This window comes from Rhizobium moroccans (genome assembly GCF_057559155.1).
The window spans coordinates 78770-92802 of the sequence record NZ_JBHFJG010000005.1 but is presented as its reverse complement, the minus strand read 5'-3'; the positions used below and the strand labels follow the sequence as shown (position 1 = coordinate 92802).

Here is a 14033-nt window from a genome sequence, read left to right as displayed (position 1 = left end):
CTCACCCTCCCCTTGAGGGGGAGGGTCGGCACGCAGTGCCGGGGTGGGGTGAAAATTGTCGGCCTCTGCTAGCAAAGTTAGGCGCTGCTGCACAATGGCAAATATCGTGTCGAGAACGGCGTCCAGCTCGCTCGTCACCTCATGGTTCCAGAAACGGATGACCTGATAGCCTTGGTTTTCGAGAAATGCCGTGCGCTCGTTATCGTATAGGACTGCGGCGTCTTCCGCGTGCTGACCGCCATCGAGCTCGATCACCAGACCGATTTGATGGCAGGCGAAATCAACAAAATACCTGCCAATTGGCACCTGACGACGGAAATGCGTCCCTTCCATGGGAATGCGGTACAGATTGCGCCAAAGCTTCGCCTCCGCATCAGTGCTGCCATTGCGCAGGCGACGTGCATTGGCAACCTTGAACGGAGTGGTTTTCGAGGGCTTCTTCTTGATCATGTCATCCGGCCGAATTTCAATCTCAAGATGCAACATATCGGATATGGGCAGGCCGTCGAGGCAGACACTCACCCTCCCCTTGAGGGGGAGGTGACGCTATGCCGAACCGTCGCCGGCAGAAGCTACCACCCGCCACCGCCACCTCCGCCGCCGCCACCCCCGGAGAAGCCGCCTCCGCCGAAGCCGGAGGAGGACGAGGAGGATTTCGGCGTCGGGATGGTGGAGGCGATCGTATCCGCCATGGAGGAGGAGAAGCCGCCGATGCGCTCGCCGAAATTACCGATGGAATGCCCGCTATACCAGGTAGGCGCGTAAGCCGCTGCCACCGCACCGGCCGCCGCCGTGGCGAGCCAGGTTTCAAAGGCGCGGCTCCAGGGTTTTTCGACATCGAGCGCGACCGCATAGGGGAGCAGCGTTTCGAAATGCTGCGGCGACATCTGCGGGGCGCCCGCCATGTTCATGCGGTCCTTTTCGGCAAGCGTGAGGTAGGTCCGCAATCCCTCGATGCCGTCCATCATCTTCCGCCCGAGCGGAGTGGGCGCGCCCATCAGGAAGAAGAAGATGACGTTCAGGAGAACGATGCCGCCAACGGCGACAAAGATCGGCCAATGGTCCATGCCAGTCAGTTCCGAGGCAAGCCCGACAACGATGCCCGAGAGCGTGGAGATCGCCACGAAACCGAAGAAACCCATCATCAGGATCATCATGAATTTGGAGGCCAGCGAACTCTTGCGCCGCATGGCCTTGCCGAAATTCACCGCGAAGATGCCGAAGAACACGGCGAAGAAGGTGGGCACGATCAGAACGGCGATCATATCCGGATCGAGATTGCCGAAGATGAGCACCGCGCCCAGGATCAGCAGGCTCAGCGCGATGCCGCCGATCACATAGCCGGTGTTCGAACGGTAGTATTTGCCGCGGTGCTCTCTTTCCATGGCGCGGCGGAAGCTCGCCCCGACCGTCTGCACGCGGTCGCCGTTCGCCTTGTCGATCACCAGCGCATCGCCCGGACCGCCGACGGCCTGCAGGAGCGCCGCCTGACCGACCGGAAGGGCCTTTTCCGCGTGCTTGTCCGTGCGGCGGATGGTGATGGATTTATCCAGATCCTCCAGCGTGACATGGCCCTTCACGGCAAGGTCCAGCGCGCTTGCCGAAAGCGCTGTCCAGCCCGCGCCGGAAAAGCCCTTGTTCTCGATGTAATTGACGAGCGCCGGGGAGATGCCGTCCGGCGCATCCCAGCGGGGCACCATGACACCGCGCGCCGGATCGCGGCCGACCGCAAGCCAACTGCGGCCATAATAGAGCGCCACCAGAACGAGCCCGCCGAAACCGATCAGAAGACCCATATTGTCGCGCAGCCACCAGGCTCGCTGCTGATCGGCGGACGGAGCCGCAATCACGCCCTTCGGAATGCCGACGACGATGGTAAGGCCTTCCTGCCGGCCGAGCGTTCTCGTGGTGGCGAACACGGCCGTATTGCCGTTGCCCGACATGGTCGCGTCGCGTTCCCTCGCGCCGAAAGCGCCGGTGAAGGCTGCCGTTTGGGTAATACGCGCGCCCTCCGGCAGCGTCACGCGCGCCGAAGCATTGGCGATGCGGAATTGCCAGCCATTGCCGGTGACGTTCCAGTAGAGTTCGTCATGATCGTCGAAGAAGCGGATCTGCCGGTCGGTCGTGTAGGTGATGACGTAGGTATGCTCGCCATAATCGAGCAGCACATCCTGCGAACCGGCGATAATGCGGGTGCCGCCGGTGACGGATTCGGTCTGCCAGGGCTCCGGCCGGCCATCGCGGGTGACGGATACCACATCGAAGCCGACGCGTACCGTGCGGCCCGCCGCATCCTGCATGGTCAGAGGAAAATCGCGAAAGATGCCGCGACGGATATTCCGGCCCTCGGCATTCACCGTAATAGTTTCGACGACCGCCAGTTCGCCATTCGGCGCCACCCGGATCTCCGAATGATAGGAGCGGATATATTCCTCAGCCACCGCCGGAAGGGCGAGAACGAAGACCGACAGAAAGGCGAAGAACGCGACGCAGAAACCGGAGAACCACCGTATCACGACCTTCCTCCTCTTTGCGCGCCGCGCGCCTTTTGCAAACCTTTATGCGTCTTCGTCGTAAGCTACCCCGAGCGAGGCCAGCACATCCCAGTAGGCCGGGAAGGTCTTCGCCACGCAATCGGGATCGAGAATGGTGATGCCGCCGATCTTCAAGCCCGCGAGCGCGAAGCTCATGGCGATGCGGTGATCGGCGAAAGTATCGATATCGGCAGGCAGCACCTGACCCGCGAGCGCCGGATCGGAGGCGACGATCAGGTCATCCCCCTCCTCCGTGCCGAGACCCGGCCGGATATTGGTCAAGCCTGTCGATAGCGCGCGAACGCGGTCGCATTCCTTCACACGCAGGTTGGCGATGCCGGTGAAGCGCACCGGCGTCTCGTTGAAGGCGGCAAGCACGGCGAGCGTGGGCACGGCATCCTGCATCTGGGAGCCATCGATTTCCGCGGGCATATGCGGGAATTTCGCGATCAGATCGTAGGCCTTAGCATCGGGCTGGGTGAAATCTGTGGCCGGCGTGCCGAGATCGATCTGGCCGCCGGTCAGCACTTCCGCGGCCCAGAGATAGGTCGCGGCGGAGGCATCCGGCTCAATGTGGAAATCGGCGGCGCGGTAGCCAGTCGGCTCCACCTGCCAGGTGACGGGGCTGGTGCGCTCGACCTTTGCGCCGAAGGCGCGCATGGCGGCAACCGTGAGATCGATATAGCCGAGCGCGCCGATATGCTCGCCGAGCAATTCCACGACGACGGGGCGGGCGCCGCCTGCCGCCATCATGAGAAGTGCGGAGACATACTGGCTGGAAAGTCCGCCGTCGATCCGCACCCGCTCTGCCTCGAAGCCGCCCTTGCCGTTGACCGTCACCGGCGGGCAGCCGGTCTCGGTTGAGGCGTCGATGCCGAGCGAGCGGAGTGCCTCGACCAGCGGGCCGATCGGCCGCTTGCGCATATGCTCGTCGCCATCGACCACGACCTTGCCATCGACGAGCGCCGCAGCGGCCGTCAGGAAGCGGGTCGCAGTACCGGCATTGCCGAGAAAGAGCGGTGTTGCGGGGGGCTGAAGCTTGCCGGAGCCGGTCACCACGAAGGTGGTCGCGTCGGGCTCTTCGACCTTCACTCCCATGGCGCGCAGAGCCTCCGCCATATAGCGCGTATCATCGCTCTTCAGCGCACCAGTGAGCCGGCTCGTACCCTTAGCCAGACCGGCCAGAAGCAATGCGCGGTTGGTGATCGATTTCGAGCCGGGAGGAGCGGCGCGGCCGATAAGCGGCTTGCCGGGGGGGATTATCGTGAGCTTGGCTCTGGCCATGATGTCTGTCTCTTCCGTCGCTCGCGCAGTCGATCAAAGGGCGCGAGCCCGCTCATAAATGCCTTCTTCGCCAAAGTCCAACGGCGTCAGAACTTGACGGCGGGCACGGCGCGATCCGCCTCGTCGGTGATTTCGAAATACTCGCGCTGCGAAAAGCCGAACTGGCCGGCGACGAGATTGGACGGAAAGCTTTCCACCTTGACGTTCAGGTCGCGGGCGGCGCCATTATAGTAGCGCCGGGACATCTGGATCTCGCTTTCAATGGTTTCCAGCGAGGCCTGCAGCTCCGAAAAGTTCTGGTTGGCCTTGAGATCGGGATAGGCCTCCGCCAGCGCGAAGAGCTTGCCGAGCGCCTGGGAGAGCAGCCCTTCTGTCTGCGCGCGGGCAGCGACATCTCCGCTCGGGATGGATTGTGCCTGATTGCGAAGCGAAATCACTTCCTCAAGCGTGCTCTTCTCGTGCGCCGCGTAACCCTTCACCGTCTCGATGAGGTTCGGGATGAGATCGGCGCGACGCTTCAACTGCACGTCAATGCCGGACCAGGCCTCTTCGGCCATCTGCCGGCTTTTCACCAGGCTGTTGTAGAGGAAGACCAGATAGAGGCCGACGACGACGATGATGCCGAGCAGGATATACATGCGCGAATCCCCCTGAGACCGGAAGTCTACGGCGGGACACTAGGCATAAATCGTCGGTTGCGTCAAATTTCCAAAGGGTTAGAGCCAAAGGGCTGGAGAAATCCAGCCTTCCTCAGGCGGCTTCCCTGCCGAAATTCGCACCGCCGGCATCCGTCAGAAGGAAAGCTTCGCCGCAGGCCTTGGCGAGCGTACGTACGCGCAGGATGTAGCTCTGGCGCTCGGTGACGGAGATCACGCCGCGTGCATCCAAAAGGTTGAAGACGTGGCTTGCCTTGATGCACTGGTCATAGGCCGGGAAGACGCATTTGTGCAGCATCTGATTGGCGCTGGCGCCCGGAGCGCCGGCAGCGAGAAGCGCCTGGCATTCCTTTTCCGCGTCGATGAAATGCCGGTGCAGCATGGCGGTGTCAGCGAACTCGAAGTTATGGCGGGAATATTCCTGCTCGGCCTGTAGGAAGACGTCGCCATAGGAAATCTTTTCCTCGCCCTCGCGGCCGTTGAAGTTCAGGTCGTAGACGTTGTCGACGCCCTGCACATACATGGCGAGCCGTTCCAGGCCATAGGTGAGTTCGCCCGCGACCGGCGAGCATTCAATGCCGCAGACCTGCTGGAAGTAAGTGAACTGCGAGACTTCCATGCCGTCGCACCAGCATTCCCAGCCGAGGCCCCAAGCGCCGAGGGTCGGGCTTTCCCAGTCGTCCTCCACGAAGCGAATGTCATGCAGCAGGGGATCGAGGCCGATCGCCTCCAGCGAGCCGAGATAGAGCTCCTGCAGGTTGGAGGGATTCGGCTTCAGGATGACCTGATACTGATAATAGTGCTGCAGCCGGTTCGGGTTTTCGCCGTAACGACCGTCCGAAGGGCGGCGGGACGGCTGCACATAGGCCGCCTTCCACGGCTTCGGCCCGAGCGCGCGAAGCGTGGTTGCGGGGTGGAAGGTGCCGGCGCCGACCTCCATGTCATAGGGCTGCAGTACAGCGCAGCCCTTGTCCGCCCAATAATTGTGGAGCGCGAGGATGAGCCCCTGGAAGGAGCGCTTCGGAGACATATGGTCGGGCAGGTTCGTCATGGATTATGGCCGGAATTTTGTGATTTCGTCGCGGACGAGTGCCACGAGGGCAGCCAAGGGTCAAGGATTTATGCGTTCGCCCATATTGCACTATGCCGCTGAATTTCGATCTATGGTAGGATCGGGCAATTTCCGGAGAACCGCGATGAACGTCAAAAACAACGTGACCCTATCGGAGCGATATCTGCATTATGCCGAGCAGTTGGTCGAGAGCGGTCAATTTCCTTCGGTCGAGAAGGTGCTGGAAGCCGGCATCGACACCCTGCGACAGAGCGAGGAAACAACCGAGGCCCGTGATCCTCTCGCAGGCATGGCGGACGAAATCCGTCGACGGATGGAATTGCCCAGGGATCAGTGGATAGCGATGGACAAGGATAATCTCTTCGACCGCGTACGTGCACGGCTCGAAGAAAAGCACAAGGGTAGCTGATGCCAGTCTATCGACTTGAGTATCATCCCCGAGCCGAACAAGATCTGGTCGATATCCACAAATTCATTGAGGACTATAGCGGCAAAATCACAGCAGATCGGAAACTTGCAGAGATAGAAGCTGCCACTTATCGACTGGCGGACCTTCCCAAGATCGGCAGCATTCGCGACGATCTACGGCCAAGGCTCCGCGCCATTCCCGCAGCGGAAAAAGCTGTCATCTGTTTCACGGTGGATGATGAAACGCGCACGGTGTTCATCATCTGTGTGGGCTATGCGGGCTCAAATTGGGAACGACAGATAAAAGGGAGAAAATAGAAGGCCGGGCCTCACTCCTCGTCCTTCTTTACGCGATACTCCCCGGTCACAGGATCCTTTTCCAGCGTGGCAATCGCGCCGGTCTGGCGCTCCTTTTCCTGCCGGCGGGAACGTTCCGTCAGCTTTTCTGCATCCTTGATGAATTTCTTGTAGAGCAGCCATCCGCCACCCAACAAAATAATCAGAAATATGAGCTGCGCCATTTCCCCTCGTATCCTCGCGCGGTCTTCAAAGCCCGTAACGGCTCCACAATGCCTTTTCTTCGAGGCTGGCTGCAAGGCCCGCCGTGGCGCCCGCGGCAATTTCGCCGGCATGGCCACCGCCGAACACGACGCCCGGAACCTTGCGGCCGAAAAGCGTCCGCGCGCTGCCGATCAATTCCAGCTTCGTATCCGCCCCATAACGGCGTTTCAACGTATCCCGCATCTCGCCGAGGCTATCGACCAGCCCCAGCTCCAGCCCGCGGGTGCCGGTCCAGAACAGGCCGGAAAAGACCGTCGGATCATCTGCCAGCCGTCTGCCGCGGCGCGCCTTCACCATGTCGATGAAGACCGTGTGGATTTCGAGCTGCAGCGTCTTCAAGTATTCTATGTCGCCTTCCTTTTCCGGCTGGAAGGGATCGAGGATCACCTTGTTCTCCCCAGCGGTATAGACGCGGCGCTCGATACCCATCTTGCGCAGGAGTTCCGGAAAACCGAAGCCGCCCGAAACGACGCCGATCGATCCGACGATCGAGGTCGGATCGGCGAATATCTCATCGCCGGCAAGCGCGATCATGTAGCCGCCGGAGGCCGCGACATCCTCAACGAAGACAAGGACCTTCTTGTCCTTCTCCTCGGCCAGCGACCGGATGCGCTGGAAGATCAGCCGCGACTGCACCGGCGAGCCGCCCGGCGAATTGATGGAGATGGCGACGACCGGCGCGTCCTTCCTGGCGAAGGCCTTTTCCAGAGCGGGCGCGACGGTGGCAAGGTTCAGAACCGGGCGGAACTGCCCGCCGCCGGTCATGATTGCGCCGTGAAGCCTGACGACGGGGATGGTCACCCCCTTCTTGCGAAACCGTTTCGGCATCAAACGCTGAAAAAAACCTGCCATTGTCCATCCTGTCAGACGCAAATCGTGAACCCGTGATGTATGTAAGCGGACCGCAAACGCAATGGTTGATCGGTGAAAATTCAGTAATTTCAGCGTTTCCGGCGGGAATAGACGGCGCGGCCGTTGTTGAGGTCGTCGGCCTCCTTCGTGAAACCATGCCCCGTCTCGCCATGCAGGATGAGGGGTGCCCTGAATGTAAGCCGCGCTCGCGAACCCTTGATCGCGGTAACCAGTATCCGGGTGGCATCCTCGCCGGGACGAGGATGGACGGCCGTGATCTCCAGCCCGCCGAAACGCTTCCCGCAGGCGGCAATGATCTGGCCGATCGATTGCGGCCTGGCGATCAGGGAAAGTTGCCCGCCCGGCTTCATGATCGCGCCCGCGGCACGAAGCCAGCTCTCGAACAGGTCTTCGCTCATCGCATGAGCCTCGGCCTTCAACTGGTCGGGCGTGCGCCGGTCCGCTGCATCGTTGAACGGCGGGTTCATGATGACGTGGTCATGGACCTCGTCATCAAGCCCCGCGGCAAGCCGTGCCTTACCGGTGAGCGTCACATCCGCCTCGATCACCCGCACCCGATCGGCAAATCTTTCGTTTTCGGGATAGGCGAGCGTCTTGCGGGCGTAGTCGGCCATCAGCGGCGAACGCTCGACAAGAAGCACTTTCGCGTGATCGAGGCGTGACGCTACGGCCAGTCCGGCCGCGCCCGCGCCCGCGCCGAGGTCGGCCACGCTGATCGGCCCTTCCCCCTCGACAAGAGAGGCAAGCAGCATTGCGTCGACGCCGGAGCGATGTCCTTCCCCCTTCGGCTGGATTACATGGAAGCGGCCGCGATGAAAGGCATCGACGGTCTCCTTCATGCCTGGTCGTCCCTCAACTCCGCCTCTAATCCTGCGTCGATCAATATGCGGCGAGCCTGTTTCGCCCTTTCCTCATCGACCAGGAAGCGGCGCGGCAGGAGGCCGAGCGAGCCTTCGAGCACACTCATCGCCTGGTCGGCGATCAGGCAATGGATGCCCGCATCCTTCATGAGGCTTTCCGCAAACGACAGAAGCACGGCATCATTCGTTCGGATTAATTCACGCATCCCTTGGGAAACCCTTCCAAAACTGGGCGAAAAAGCGATTTGGCCCTTGCCGCACTATGTTCCCCTTTCTATTGTCCTGCACAAGATTTGAACAGGAGTCCGATCGTTGGGCGTCGTGATACCGCTTGAAGAAGGCAAAAACAAACCGGCTTCCGTCAAGCCACTGGTGGATCTCACCAAAGCGGATATGGAACGGGTGAACCAGCTTATCCTGTCGAAGGCGGGCTCCGACGTGCAGATGATCCCGGAGGTCGCCAACCACCTGATCTCTTCGGGCGGCAAGCGCCTGCGGCCCATGCTGACGCTCGCGTCCGCCTCGCTCTTCGGCTACCGGGGCGATGGCCATGTGAAGCTCGCGACCAGCGTCGAGTTCATGCACACGGCGACGCTGCTGCATGACGACGTCGTGGACGAAAGTGACCTGCGCCGCGGCAGATCCACCGCGCGCACCATATGGGGCAATCAGGCGAGCGTGCTGGTGGGCGATTTCCTGCTCGGCCAGGCCTTCCGGATGATGGTGGATGTCGGCTCGCTCGAGGCGCTCGACGTGCTTTCCACGGCCGCGGCTGTGATCGCCGAGGGTGAAGTTCTCCAGCTTTCCGTCGCCAAGAACATGGAGACGACGGAGGACGATTATCTCGCCGTCATCCGCGCCAAGACGGCGGCCCTCTTCGCTGCGGCGGCTGAAGTCGGCCCGATCATCGCAAATGCCGACAAGGCCGGCCGCGCCGCGTTCAAATCCTACGGCATGAACCTTGGGCTTGCCTTCCAGCTCGTCGACGACGCGCTGGACTATGGCGGCAAGGCAGCCGATCTCGGCAAAAATGTCGGGGACGATTTCCGCGAAGGCAAGATCACGCTTCCGGTCATTCTCTCCTATCGCCGCGGCACGGAAGCCGAGCGGGCCTTCTGGCGCGAGGCGATCGAGAAGGGCGAAAGCAGCGACGAGAACCTGGAAAAGGCGCTCGGGCTCATCAACAAATACGGCGCGCTCAACGACACTATCAGCCGGGCGGAGCATTACGGCACCATCGCGCGGGATGCCCTGGCACCGCTGCCGGCCTCGCCGCTCAAATCCGCGCTCATGGAAGTGATCGACTTCTCGATCCAGCGCGTCAACTAAAGCTGATGGGTGCTCCGGACGACAGGGCTGGGGACGACAACCATCGGCTCGAAGAGGCGCTGAACCGTCTCGCCGACCTGATGTCGGCGTGCCGGGATCCCTGGTGCGTGTTCGGCGGAACCGCGATGCGGCTCCACGGATACCGGATGCCGACGCCGATTGCCGATATCGATGTTCTGATTTCCATTGCCGACGCGGAGCGGCTTGTCCGCCGGCATGGGTTTCCCAACGTGGCCGGCACCGGTACCGAGCGTTTTCGTTCGCAAATCCTGCTGCGCCCGGATCTCGGCAAAATACCGGTGGAAATCATGGCCGGCTTCGACGCGCTCTCGGAGGGTGCCTGGCATCGAGTGGCAATCAAGGAGCGACAGGAAGTCAGCTATCGCACCGCCAAAACCTTCATCGCCAGCCGTGACGACCTTCTCGCCGTCTTCCGGCTTTGCGGGCGGCCGAAGGACCTGGAACGGATGGCGCTGCTCGCTTCGTGATCGCCGCGGCAGGAAACGAAGCCCGAGATTTCTTGCAGTCCGGTACCAAAAAAGCCATTCTATCGTGAATCAAGTGATGCGGGACGGCGAGCGCGAAACGTCGCGCCACCATCAGCGAAAGGCATATTCATGCGGCGGAACTCCAGCCTTCTTCTGCTTTCCAGCGCGGCTCTCGTCGCAGTACTCTCCTTCGGCATGACGGCGAAGGCCGCTCCTTCCGAGGAAGCTCCCACCGCGAAGGAAATCGTAACCTTCACCCCCGAGAACGTGCATTCCTTCTCCGGCGCATTTCTCGCAGCCCGCACCGCCGACGTGGATCATGACTATCCGACCGCGATCACGCTCTACCGCAAGGCGCTCGGCTTCGATCCCGCCAATCTCGAAATCCGCGAAAGGCTGATGATCGCGCTCTTCCTCAATGGCGAGTTCGAGGAGGGCCTCAAGGAAGCCGACGCCCTCAAGGACGACAAGGCCGTCGAGCGGATCACCACCATCGTACGTGGGCTCGACGCCATTCGCGACGGCAAGTTCAAGGAAGCAAAGGCGCTACTCCCCTACGAGGGGCCTAACGACCTCGACCGGCTGACCCATGCGCTGATCACCGCATGGGCGGATGTCGGCGCCGGCAAGGGCAAGGCGGCGATGGCAAGCGTGCGCGCGCTCAAGGGCCCGGACTGGTTCAAGGTCTTCACCGATTATCACCTCGGCGCCATGGCGATCGTGGCGGGCGACAAGACGGCTGCCCGCAACCACCTGTCCGCGGCGATCACCAATCAGGAATCGGGCGCGACCGCCCCGGACACCTTCATGCGCGCCGTCATGGCGCTTGCGCGGCTGGAGGCGGCCGAAGGCAACAAGCAGAAGGCGCTCGACGCGATCTCCGTCGGCGACGGCATGATCAGCAGCTATGCGCCGCTGAAGGCGCTGCGCGAAAGCATCGAGAAAGGCGAAAAGCCCGCTCAGCAGGTGACGGATGCGACCGACGGCGCGGCAGCCGTGCTCTTCTCGATCGGCGGAGCGCTGAACAGGCAGGGCGCGGAAGACATGGTCTCGCTCTACCTGCAGGTTTCCCACGCGCTCGATCCGGACAGCGCCGATACGCTGATCCTGCTCGGCAGCATCGCCGAGAAGCTGGAAAAGCCGGAGCGCGCCATCGCCTTCTATCAGAAGGTGCCGGAAGGTTCGCCGATGCGGCGGATTTCCGAACTCCAGCTCGGCCTGACGCTCGCGCAGACCGGAAAGGTGGATGAGGCGCGCAAGCACCTTCAAGAGCTTATCGCCTCCGATACCACCGACATCCGCAGCTATCTCGCCTATGGCAGCGTGCTTTCCGATGCCAAGGATTATGCCGCCATGGCAGCAAACTACGACAAGGCGGTCGAGGTGATCGGCCCCGTGACGAAGCGCGGCGACTGGACGGTCTTCTTCCAGCGCGGCATCGCCTATGAGCGCCTGAAGAAGTGGGACCAGGCGGAGCCGAACTTCCGCAAGGCGCTGGAACTCAACCCCGAGCAGCCGCAGGTGCTGAACTATCTCGGCTACTCGCTGGTCGACATGAGCCACAATCTCGAAGAAGGCCTGGACATGATCCGCCGGGCGGTCGAGGCGCGGCCGGACGACGGCTATATCGTCGATTCGCTCGGCTGGGCCTACTACCGCATGGGCCGGTTCGATGAGTCTGTGACGGAACTGGAACGGGCCATTCAGCTTCGCGCCGGCGACGCGACGATCAACGACCACCTGGGCGATGCCTACTGGCGCGTCGGGCGCAAGCTCGAAGCCGTCTATCAGTGGAACCGGGCTCTGATTTCTGAGGGAGAGGACGTCAACCGCGAGCAGATCAAGCAGAAGATCGCCGACGGCCTGCCGCCGCTCGATCCCAATGCGACGACGGCCGATCGCAGCCCCGCTCCGGCGCCTGCGCCGCCCGCCCCTGCCCCGGCGAATCCGGACAAGAAATCCTGACGCATGCCTTCCGGCACGCATCCGACCGGCGCCGGCTTTGAGGCCGGCGCAACGCTGTTCGAGCCGGCACCGGCCAAGATCAACCTTGCCCTGCACGTGGTGGGGCAACGCGCTGACGGCTACCACCTGCTCGAAAGCATAGTGACCTTTGCCAAGGCTGGTGACAGGCTCTCGTTCTCTCCTGCGGCAAGCGACGGTTTCTCGGTATCGGGGCGCTTCGGAACCATGCTCTGCGATGACCCGAAACCCAACCTGGTTCTGACGGCGCGCGACCGGCTGAGGCAGGCGATCATCGCCGCCGGCGGCGAAGCGCCGCCCGTCGCCATCCATCTCGAAAAGAACCTGCCGGTCGCGGCCGGCATCGGCGGCGGCTCGGCGGATGCTGCGGCCACCTTGCGCGGCCTCATGCGTCTCTGGAATGCCGGCCTTCCCGAGACGGAGCTTGCCGCGATTGCGCTTTCCCTCGGCGCGGATGTGCCCATGTGCCTGAAGGGCGTGCCCTCGATGGCGCGGGGGATCGGCGAGGATCTGACGCCCCTTCCCTCCTTTCCCGTGCTTGCGCTGGTGCTCGGCAATCCGCTCATCGGCGTCTCGACGCCCGAGATATTCCGGCAGCTCGCGCGGCGGGACAATCCTCCGATCAAGGCTCGTAGAGGCGATTGGCTCGCCTATTTTGCAGGCCTGCGCAACGATCTCGAGCAGCCGGCGAAAACGCTGGTGCCGGAGATCGGCGAGCTTGCCGCGATGATCGAGGCCGAGGGCGCGCTTCTCACCCGCATGTCCGGTTCGGGCGCCACCTGCTTCGGGATATTCTCTTCCATCGAGGCGGCGGAGGACGCGGCCAAAAGCCTCAGCCGCCGGAAGCCCGGCTGGTATTTCCAGGCGGCCGAGACCATTGGCGGGCACGACTTACGAGATCAATAAGCCAGAGCCGTTCGGCCGAGTTCTCCTCAATTCAGGTTTTCGTTTCGGGAAGAACCGGAACCGATTGCCAGCCCTCGCCGCTGAGGACCATGCAGCTTATGCCGTTCACATTGGTCACCAGCATCGTCCAGCTGCCACTTTCGCCGACATAGACCTCGATGATTGCCTTCTGGTTGATCAACCCGACTGCCGAAAGCTTTTCGGAGTAGTTTCTGGCCAGGAATTCGACCATTTCGGAGCGGTCGGCGCAACTATGAACGGCTTGCGATCCTGCTGCCTGGGGATATGCCAGCGCGGCCCCCAGCACCATGGCTTGGGTCAGTCTGCGGATCATGCTGCGTTCCATGACGCATCTCCTTTCGCCGGATAACCCGGCGGAAGAGGAGCCTTCCGCTGACCTGTTCTGCCGTTACCCGGCATTTCGCGGCCTGCCGCCAGAGGTTTTCCTTAAGGCGGTGGCGCAACTTGCATTATGAACCCGAACGCCCTCCATTTCCATGGAAATCGGCGCGGCTAGGCTTGGTTATCGGGCCGCCTTGGCCACCCAGGCGGGGATCATCTCGCTCGTCAGTTTCGAGGTCTTCCGGCCGCGAGCGAGAGCGACAAGATCCATGCCGGAACTGGCCAGCTCTACCGCCTGCCGTTTCGGCAGCAGGAAACCGTATTCGAGGGGCGGCTGTTTCCGCCCGATGCGACGAAGGAAGGGCGGACGATAGCCGCGGGCGGGAGAAAACCGCGCCGGCAGCTTGTTGAGCGCCACATATTCGTCGACTTCGTCGATCCAGCCCGATTGCAGCCGCGCCCCAGGCTCCATCAGAAGCAGCCACTCGCCACGCGCCGAGCGCAAAATATCCTTGATATCCCAATTCTCATGAAAGCGGCAGCCGGCGGCATCGGCCACGTGGGAGGAACCGTCCCGCGAGCCGTGATCGAGCACGACCACATCGCTGACGAGCCCCTCCACCGCTGCGGGAACAAGGCCCGAAAGCGTCTGCGCCAGCTCCGATTCCTGGTCGCGGCATTCCATGATCACAGTCAGCATGGGCCAAGACTTAACGCATCGCACAATGGAATGCCAG

17 protein-coding genes are annotated in these 14033 nt (G+C 62.2%); 6 read left to right on the top strand and 11 right to left on the bottom strand.

Going from position 1 to position 14033, the window contains the following annotated elements; translation table 11 throughout:
* The 5 genes from ACE04I_RS04260 to ACE04I_RS04240 form a co-directional block, all read right to left on the bottom strand.
* Positions 1-450 (bottom strand): endonuclease domain-containing protein (locus ACE04I_RS04260; RefSeq protein WP_487206658.1); only part of this gene is annotated, 450 nt, incomplete at its 3' end.
* Positions 451-572: 122 nt separating this feature from the next.
* Positions 573-2516 carry a DUF2207 domain-containing protein gene (locus ACE04I_RS04255; protein WP_046795997.1) on the bottom strand — a complete coding sequence of 648 codons (1944 nt, stop codon included), beginning with the start codon at positions 2514-2516 and terminating at the stop codon, positions 573-575.
* A gap of 42 nt (positions 2517-2558) precedes the next feature.
* Positions 2559-3818 carry a 3-phosphoshikimate 1-carboxyvinyltransferase gene (locus ACE04I_RS04250; protein ID WP_046795998.1) on the bottom strand — a complete coding sequence of 420 codons (1260 nt, stop codon included), beginning with the start codon at positions 3816-3818 and terminating at the stop codon, positions 2559-2561.
* Between the two features lie 86 nt (positions 3819-3904).
* On the bottom strand, positions 3905-4456 hold the full coding sequence (locus ACE04I_RS04245) for a LemA family protein (protein WP_046795999.1): 552 nt from the start codon (positions 4454-4456) through the stop codon (positions 3905-3907).
* A gap of 112 nt (positions 4457-4568) precedes the next feature.
* Entirely contained in the window at positions 4569-5525 is a 957-nt protein-coding gene (locus ACE04I_RS04240; RefSeq protein WP_046796000.1) for a glycine--tRNA ligase subunit alpha, read from the bottom strand.
* A gap of 145 nt (positions 5526-5670) precedes the next feature.
* Here ACE04I_RS04240 and ACE04I_RS04235 point away from each other — a divergent pair, with 145 nt between their 5' ends.
* Positions 5671-5955, top strand: coding sequence for a hypothetical protein (locus ACE04I_RS04235; protein ID WP_046796001.1), 285 nt, complete (start codon positions 5671-5673; stop codon positions 5953-5955).
* A complete protein-coding gene (locus tag ACE04I_RS04230; RefSeq protein ID WP_046796002.1) occupies positions 5955-6272 on the top strand; it encodes a type II toxin-antitoxin system RelE/ParE family toxin in 318 nt (105 codons plus the stop codon). Before ACE04I_RS04235 ends, ACE04I_RS04230 begins: the two co-directional genes overlap by 1 nt.
* A gap of 11 nt (positions 6273-6283) precedes the next feature.
* On the opposite strand, the gene ACE04I_RS04225 is transcribed toward ACE04I_RS04230, so the two are convergent.
* From ACE04I_RS04225 to ACE04I_RS04210, 4 genes are all read right to left on the bottom strand, one after another.
* A complete protein-coding gene (locus tag ACE04I_RS04225; protein ID WP_046796003.1) occupies positions 6284-6475 on the bottom strand; it encodes a hypothetical protein in 192 nt (63 codons plus the stop codon).
* A gap of 25 nt (positions 6476-6500) precedes the next feature.
* Positions 6501-7367, bottom strand: a complete 867-nt coding sequence (locus ACE04I_RS04220; RefSeq protein ID WP_046796004.1) for a S49 family peptidase — start codon at positions 7365-7367, stop codon at positions 6501-6503.
* Between the two features lie 89 nt (positions 7368-7456).
* Positions 7457-8227: a tRNA1(Val) (adenine(37)-N6)-methyltransferase gene (locus ACE04I_RS04215; RefSeq protein WP_487206657.1), complete on the bottom strand. Its 771-nt coding sequence runs from the start codon at positions 8225-8227 to the stop codon at positions 7457-7459.
* Positions 8224-8454, bottom strand: coding sequence for a putative signal transducing protein (locus tag ACE04I_RS04210; RefSeq protein WP_046796006.1), 231 nt, complete (start codon positions 8452-8454; stop codon positions 8224-8226). The genes ACE04I_RS04215 and ACE04I_RS04210 overlap by 4 nt, the downstream gene beginning before the upstream one ends.
* A 106-nt stretch (positions 8455-8560) precedes the next feature.
* Between ACE04I_RS04210 and ACE04I_RS04205 the strand changes: the two genes are divergently transcribed.
* The 4 genes from ACE04I_RS04205 to ACE04I_RS04190 all read left to right on the top strand — a co-directional run bounded on the left by ACE04I_RS04205 (position 8561) and on the right by ACE04I_RS04190 (position 12954).
* Positions 8561-9577 carry a polyprenyl synthetase family protein gene (locus ACE04I_RS04205; RefSeq protein WP_046796007.1) on the top strand — a complete coding sequence of 339 codons (1017 nt, stop codon included), beginning with the start codon at positions 8561-8563 and terminating at the stop codon, positions 9575-9577.
* Positions 9578-9582: 5 nt separating this feature from the next.
* Positions 9583-10065, top strand: a complete 483-nt coding sequence (locus tag ACE04I_RS04200) for a hypothetical protein (RefSeq protein ID WP_046796008.1) — start codon at positions 9583-9585, stop codon at positions 10063-10065.
* 129 nt (positions 10066-10194) lie between these two features.
* Entirely contained in the window at positions 10195-12030 is a 1836-nt protein-coding gene (locus tag ACE04I_RS04195; RefSeq protein WP_487206656.1) for a tetratricopeptide repeat protein, read from the top strand.
* Positions 12031-12033: 3 nt separating this feature from the next.
* Positions 12034-12954 (top strand): 4-(cytidine 5'-diphospho)-2-C-methyl-D-erythritol kinase, encoded by a 921-nt coding sequence (locus ACE04I_RS04190; RefSeq protein WP_046796010.1) that lies wholly within the window; start codon positions 12034-12036, stop codon positions 12952-12954.
* A 31-nt stretch (positions 12955-12985) separates the two neighbouring features.
* On the opposite strand, the gene ACE04I_RS04185 is transcribed toward ACE04I_RS04190, so the two are convergent.
* Both ACE04I_RS04185 and ACE04I_RS04180 read right to left on the bottom strand, forming a co-directional pair.
* Positions 12986-13300, bottom strand: coding sequence for a hypothetical protein (locus ACE04I_RS04185; RefSeq protein ID WP_046796011.1), 315 nt, complete (start codon positions 13298-13300; stop codon positions 12986-12988).
* 177 nt (positions 13301-13477) lie between these two features.
* Positions 13478-13996, bottom strand: coding sequence for a glycosyltransferase family protein (locus ACE04I_RS04180; protein WP_487206655.1), 519 nt, complete (start codon positions 13994-13996; stop codon positions 13478-13480).
* Positions 13997-14033 lie beyond the last annotated feature (37 nt).

Excerpts from the sequence above, each read along its gene's own strand:
- ACE04I_RS04240 (WP_046796000.1), bottom strand. The coding sequence starts at position 5,525 with ATGACGAACCTGCCCGACCATATGTCTCCGAAGCGCTCCTTCCAGGGG.
- ACE04I_RS04245 (WP_046795999.1), bottom strand. The coding sequence starts at position 4,456 with ATGTATATCCTGCTCGGCATCATCGTCGTCGTCGGCCTCTATCTGGTC.
- ACE04I_RS04250 (WP_046795998.1), bottom strand. The coding sequence starts at position 3,818 with ATGGCCAGAGCCAAGCTCACGATAATCCCCCCCGGCAAGCCGCTTATC.
- ACE04I_RS04220 (WP_046796004.1), bottom strand. The coding sequence starts at position 7,367 with ATGGCAGGTTTTTTTCAGCGTTTGATGCCGAAACGGTTTCGCAAGAAG.
- ACE04I_RS04235 (WP_046796001.1), top strand. The coding sequence starts at position 5,671 with ATGAACGTCAAAAACAACGTGACCCTATCGGAGCGATATCTGCATTAT.
- ACE04I_RS04200 (WP_046796008.1), top strand. The coding sequence starts at position 9,583 with ATGGGTGCTCCGGACGACAGGGCTGGGGACGACAACCATCGGCTCGAA.
- ACE04I_RS04195 (WP_487206656.1), top strand. The coding sequence starts at position 10,195 with ATGCGGCGGAACTCCAGCCTTCTTCTGCTTTCCAGCGCGGCTCTCGTC.
- ACE04I_RS04185 (WP_046796011.1), bottom strand. The coding sequence starts at position 13,300 with ATGGAACGCAGCATGATCCGCAGACTGACCCAAGCCATGGTGCTGGGG.
- ACE04I_RS04230 (WP_046796002.1), top strand. The coding sequence starts at position 5,955 with ATGCCAGTCTATCGACTTGAGTATCATCCCCGAGCCGAACAAGATCTG.
- ACE04I_RS04225 (WP_046796003.1), bottom strand. The coding sequence starts at position 6,475 with ATGGCGCAGCTCATATTTCTGATTATTTTGTTGGGTGGCGGATGGCTG.
- ACE04I_RS04215 (WP_487206657.1), bottom strand. The coding sequence starts at position 8,227 with ATGAAGGAGACCGTCGATGCCTTTCATCGCGGCCGCTTCCATGTAATC.
- ACE04I_RS04180 (WP_487206655.1), bottom strand. The coding sequence starts at position 13,996 with ATGCTGACTGTGATCATGGAATGCCGCGACCAGGAATCGGAGCTGGCG.
- ACE04I_RS04210 (WP_046796006.1), bottom strand. The coding sequence starts at position 8,454 with ATGCGTGAATTAATCCGAACGAATGATGCCGTGCTTCTGTCGTTTGCG.
- ACE04I_RS04190 (WP_046796010.1), top strand. The coding sequence starts at position 12,034 with ATGCCTTCCGGCACGCATCCGACCGGCGCCGGCTTTGAGGCCGGCGCA.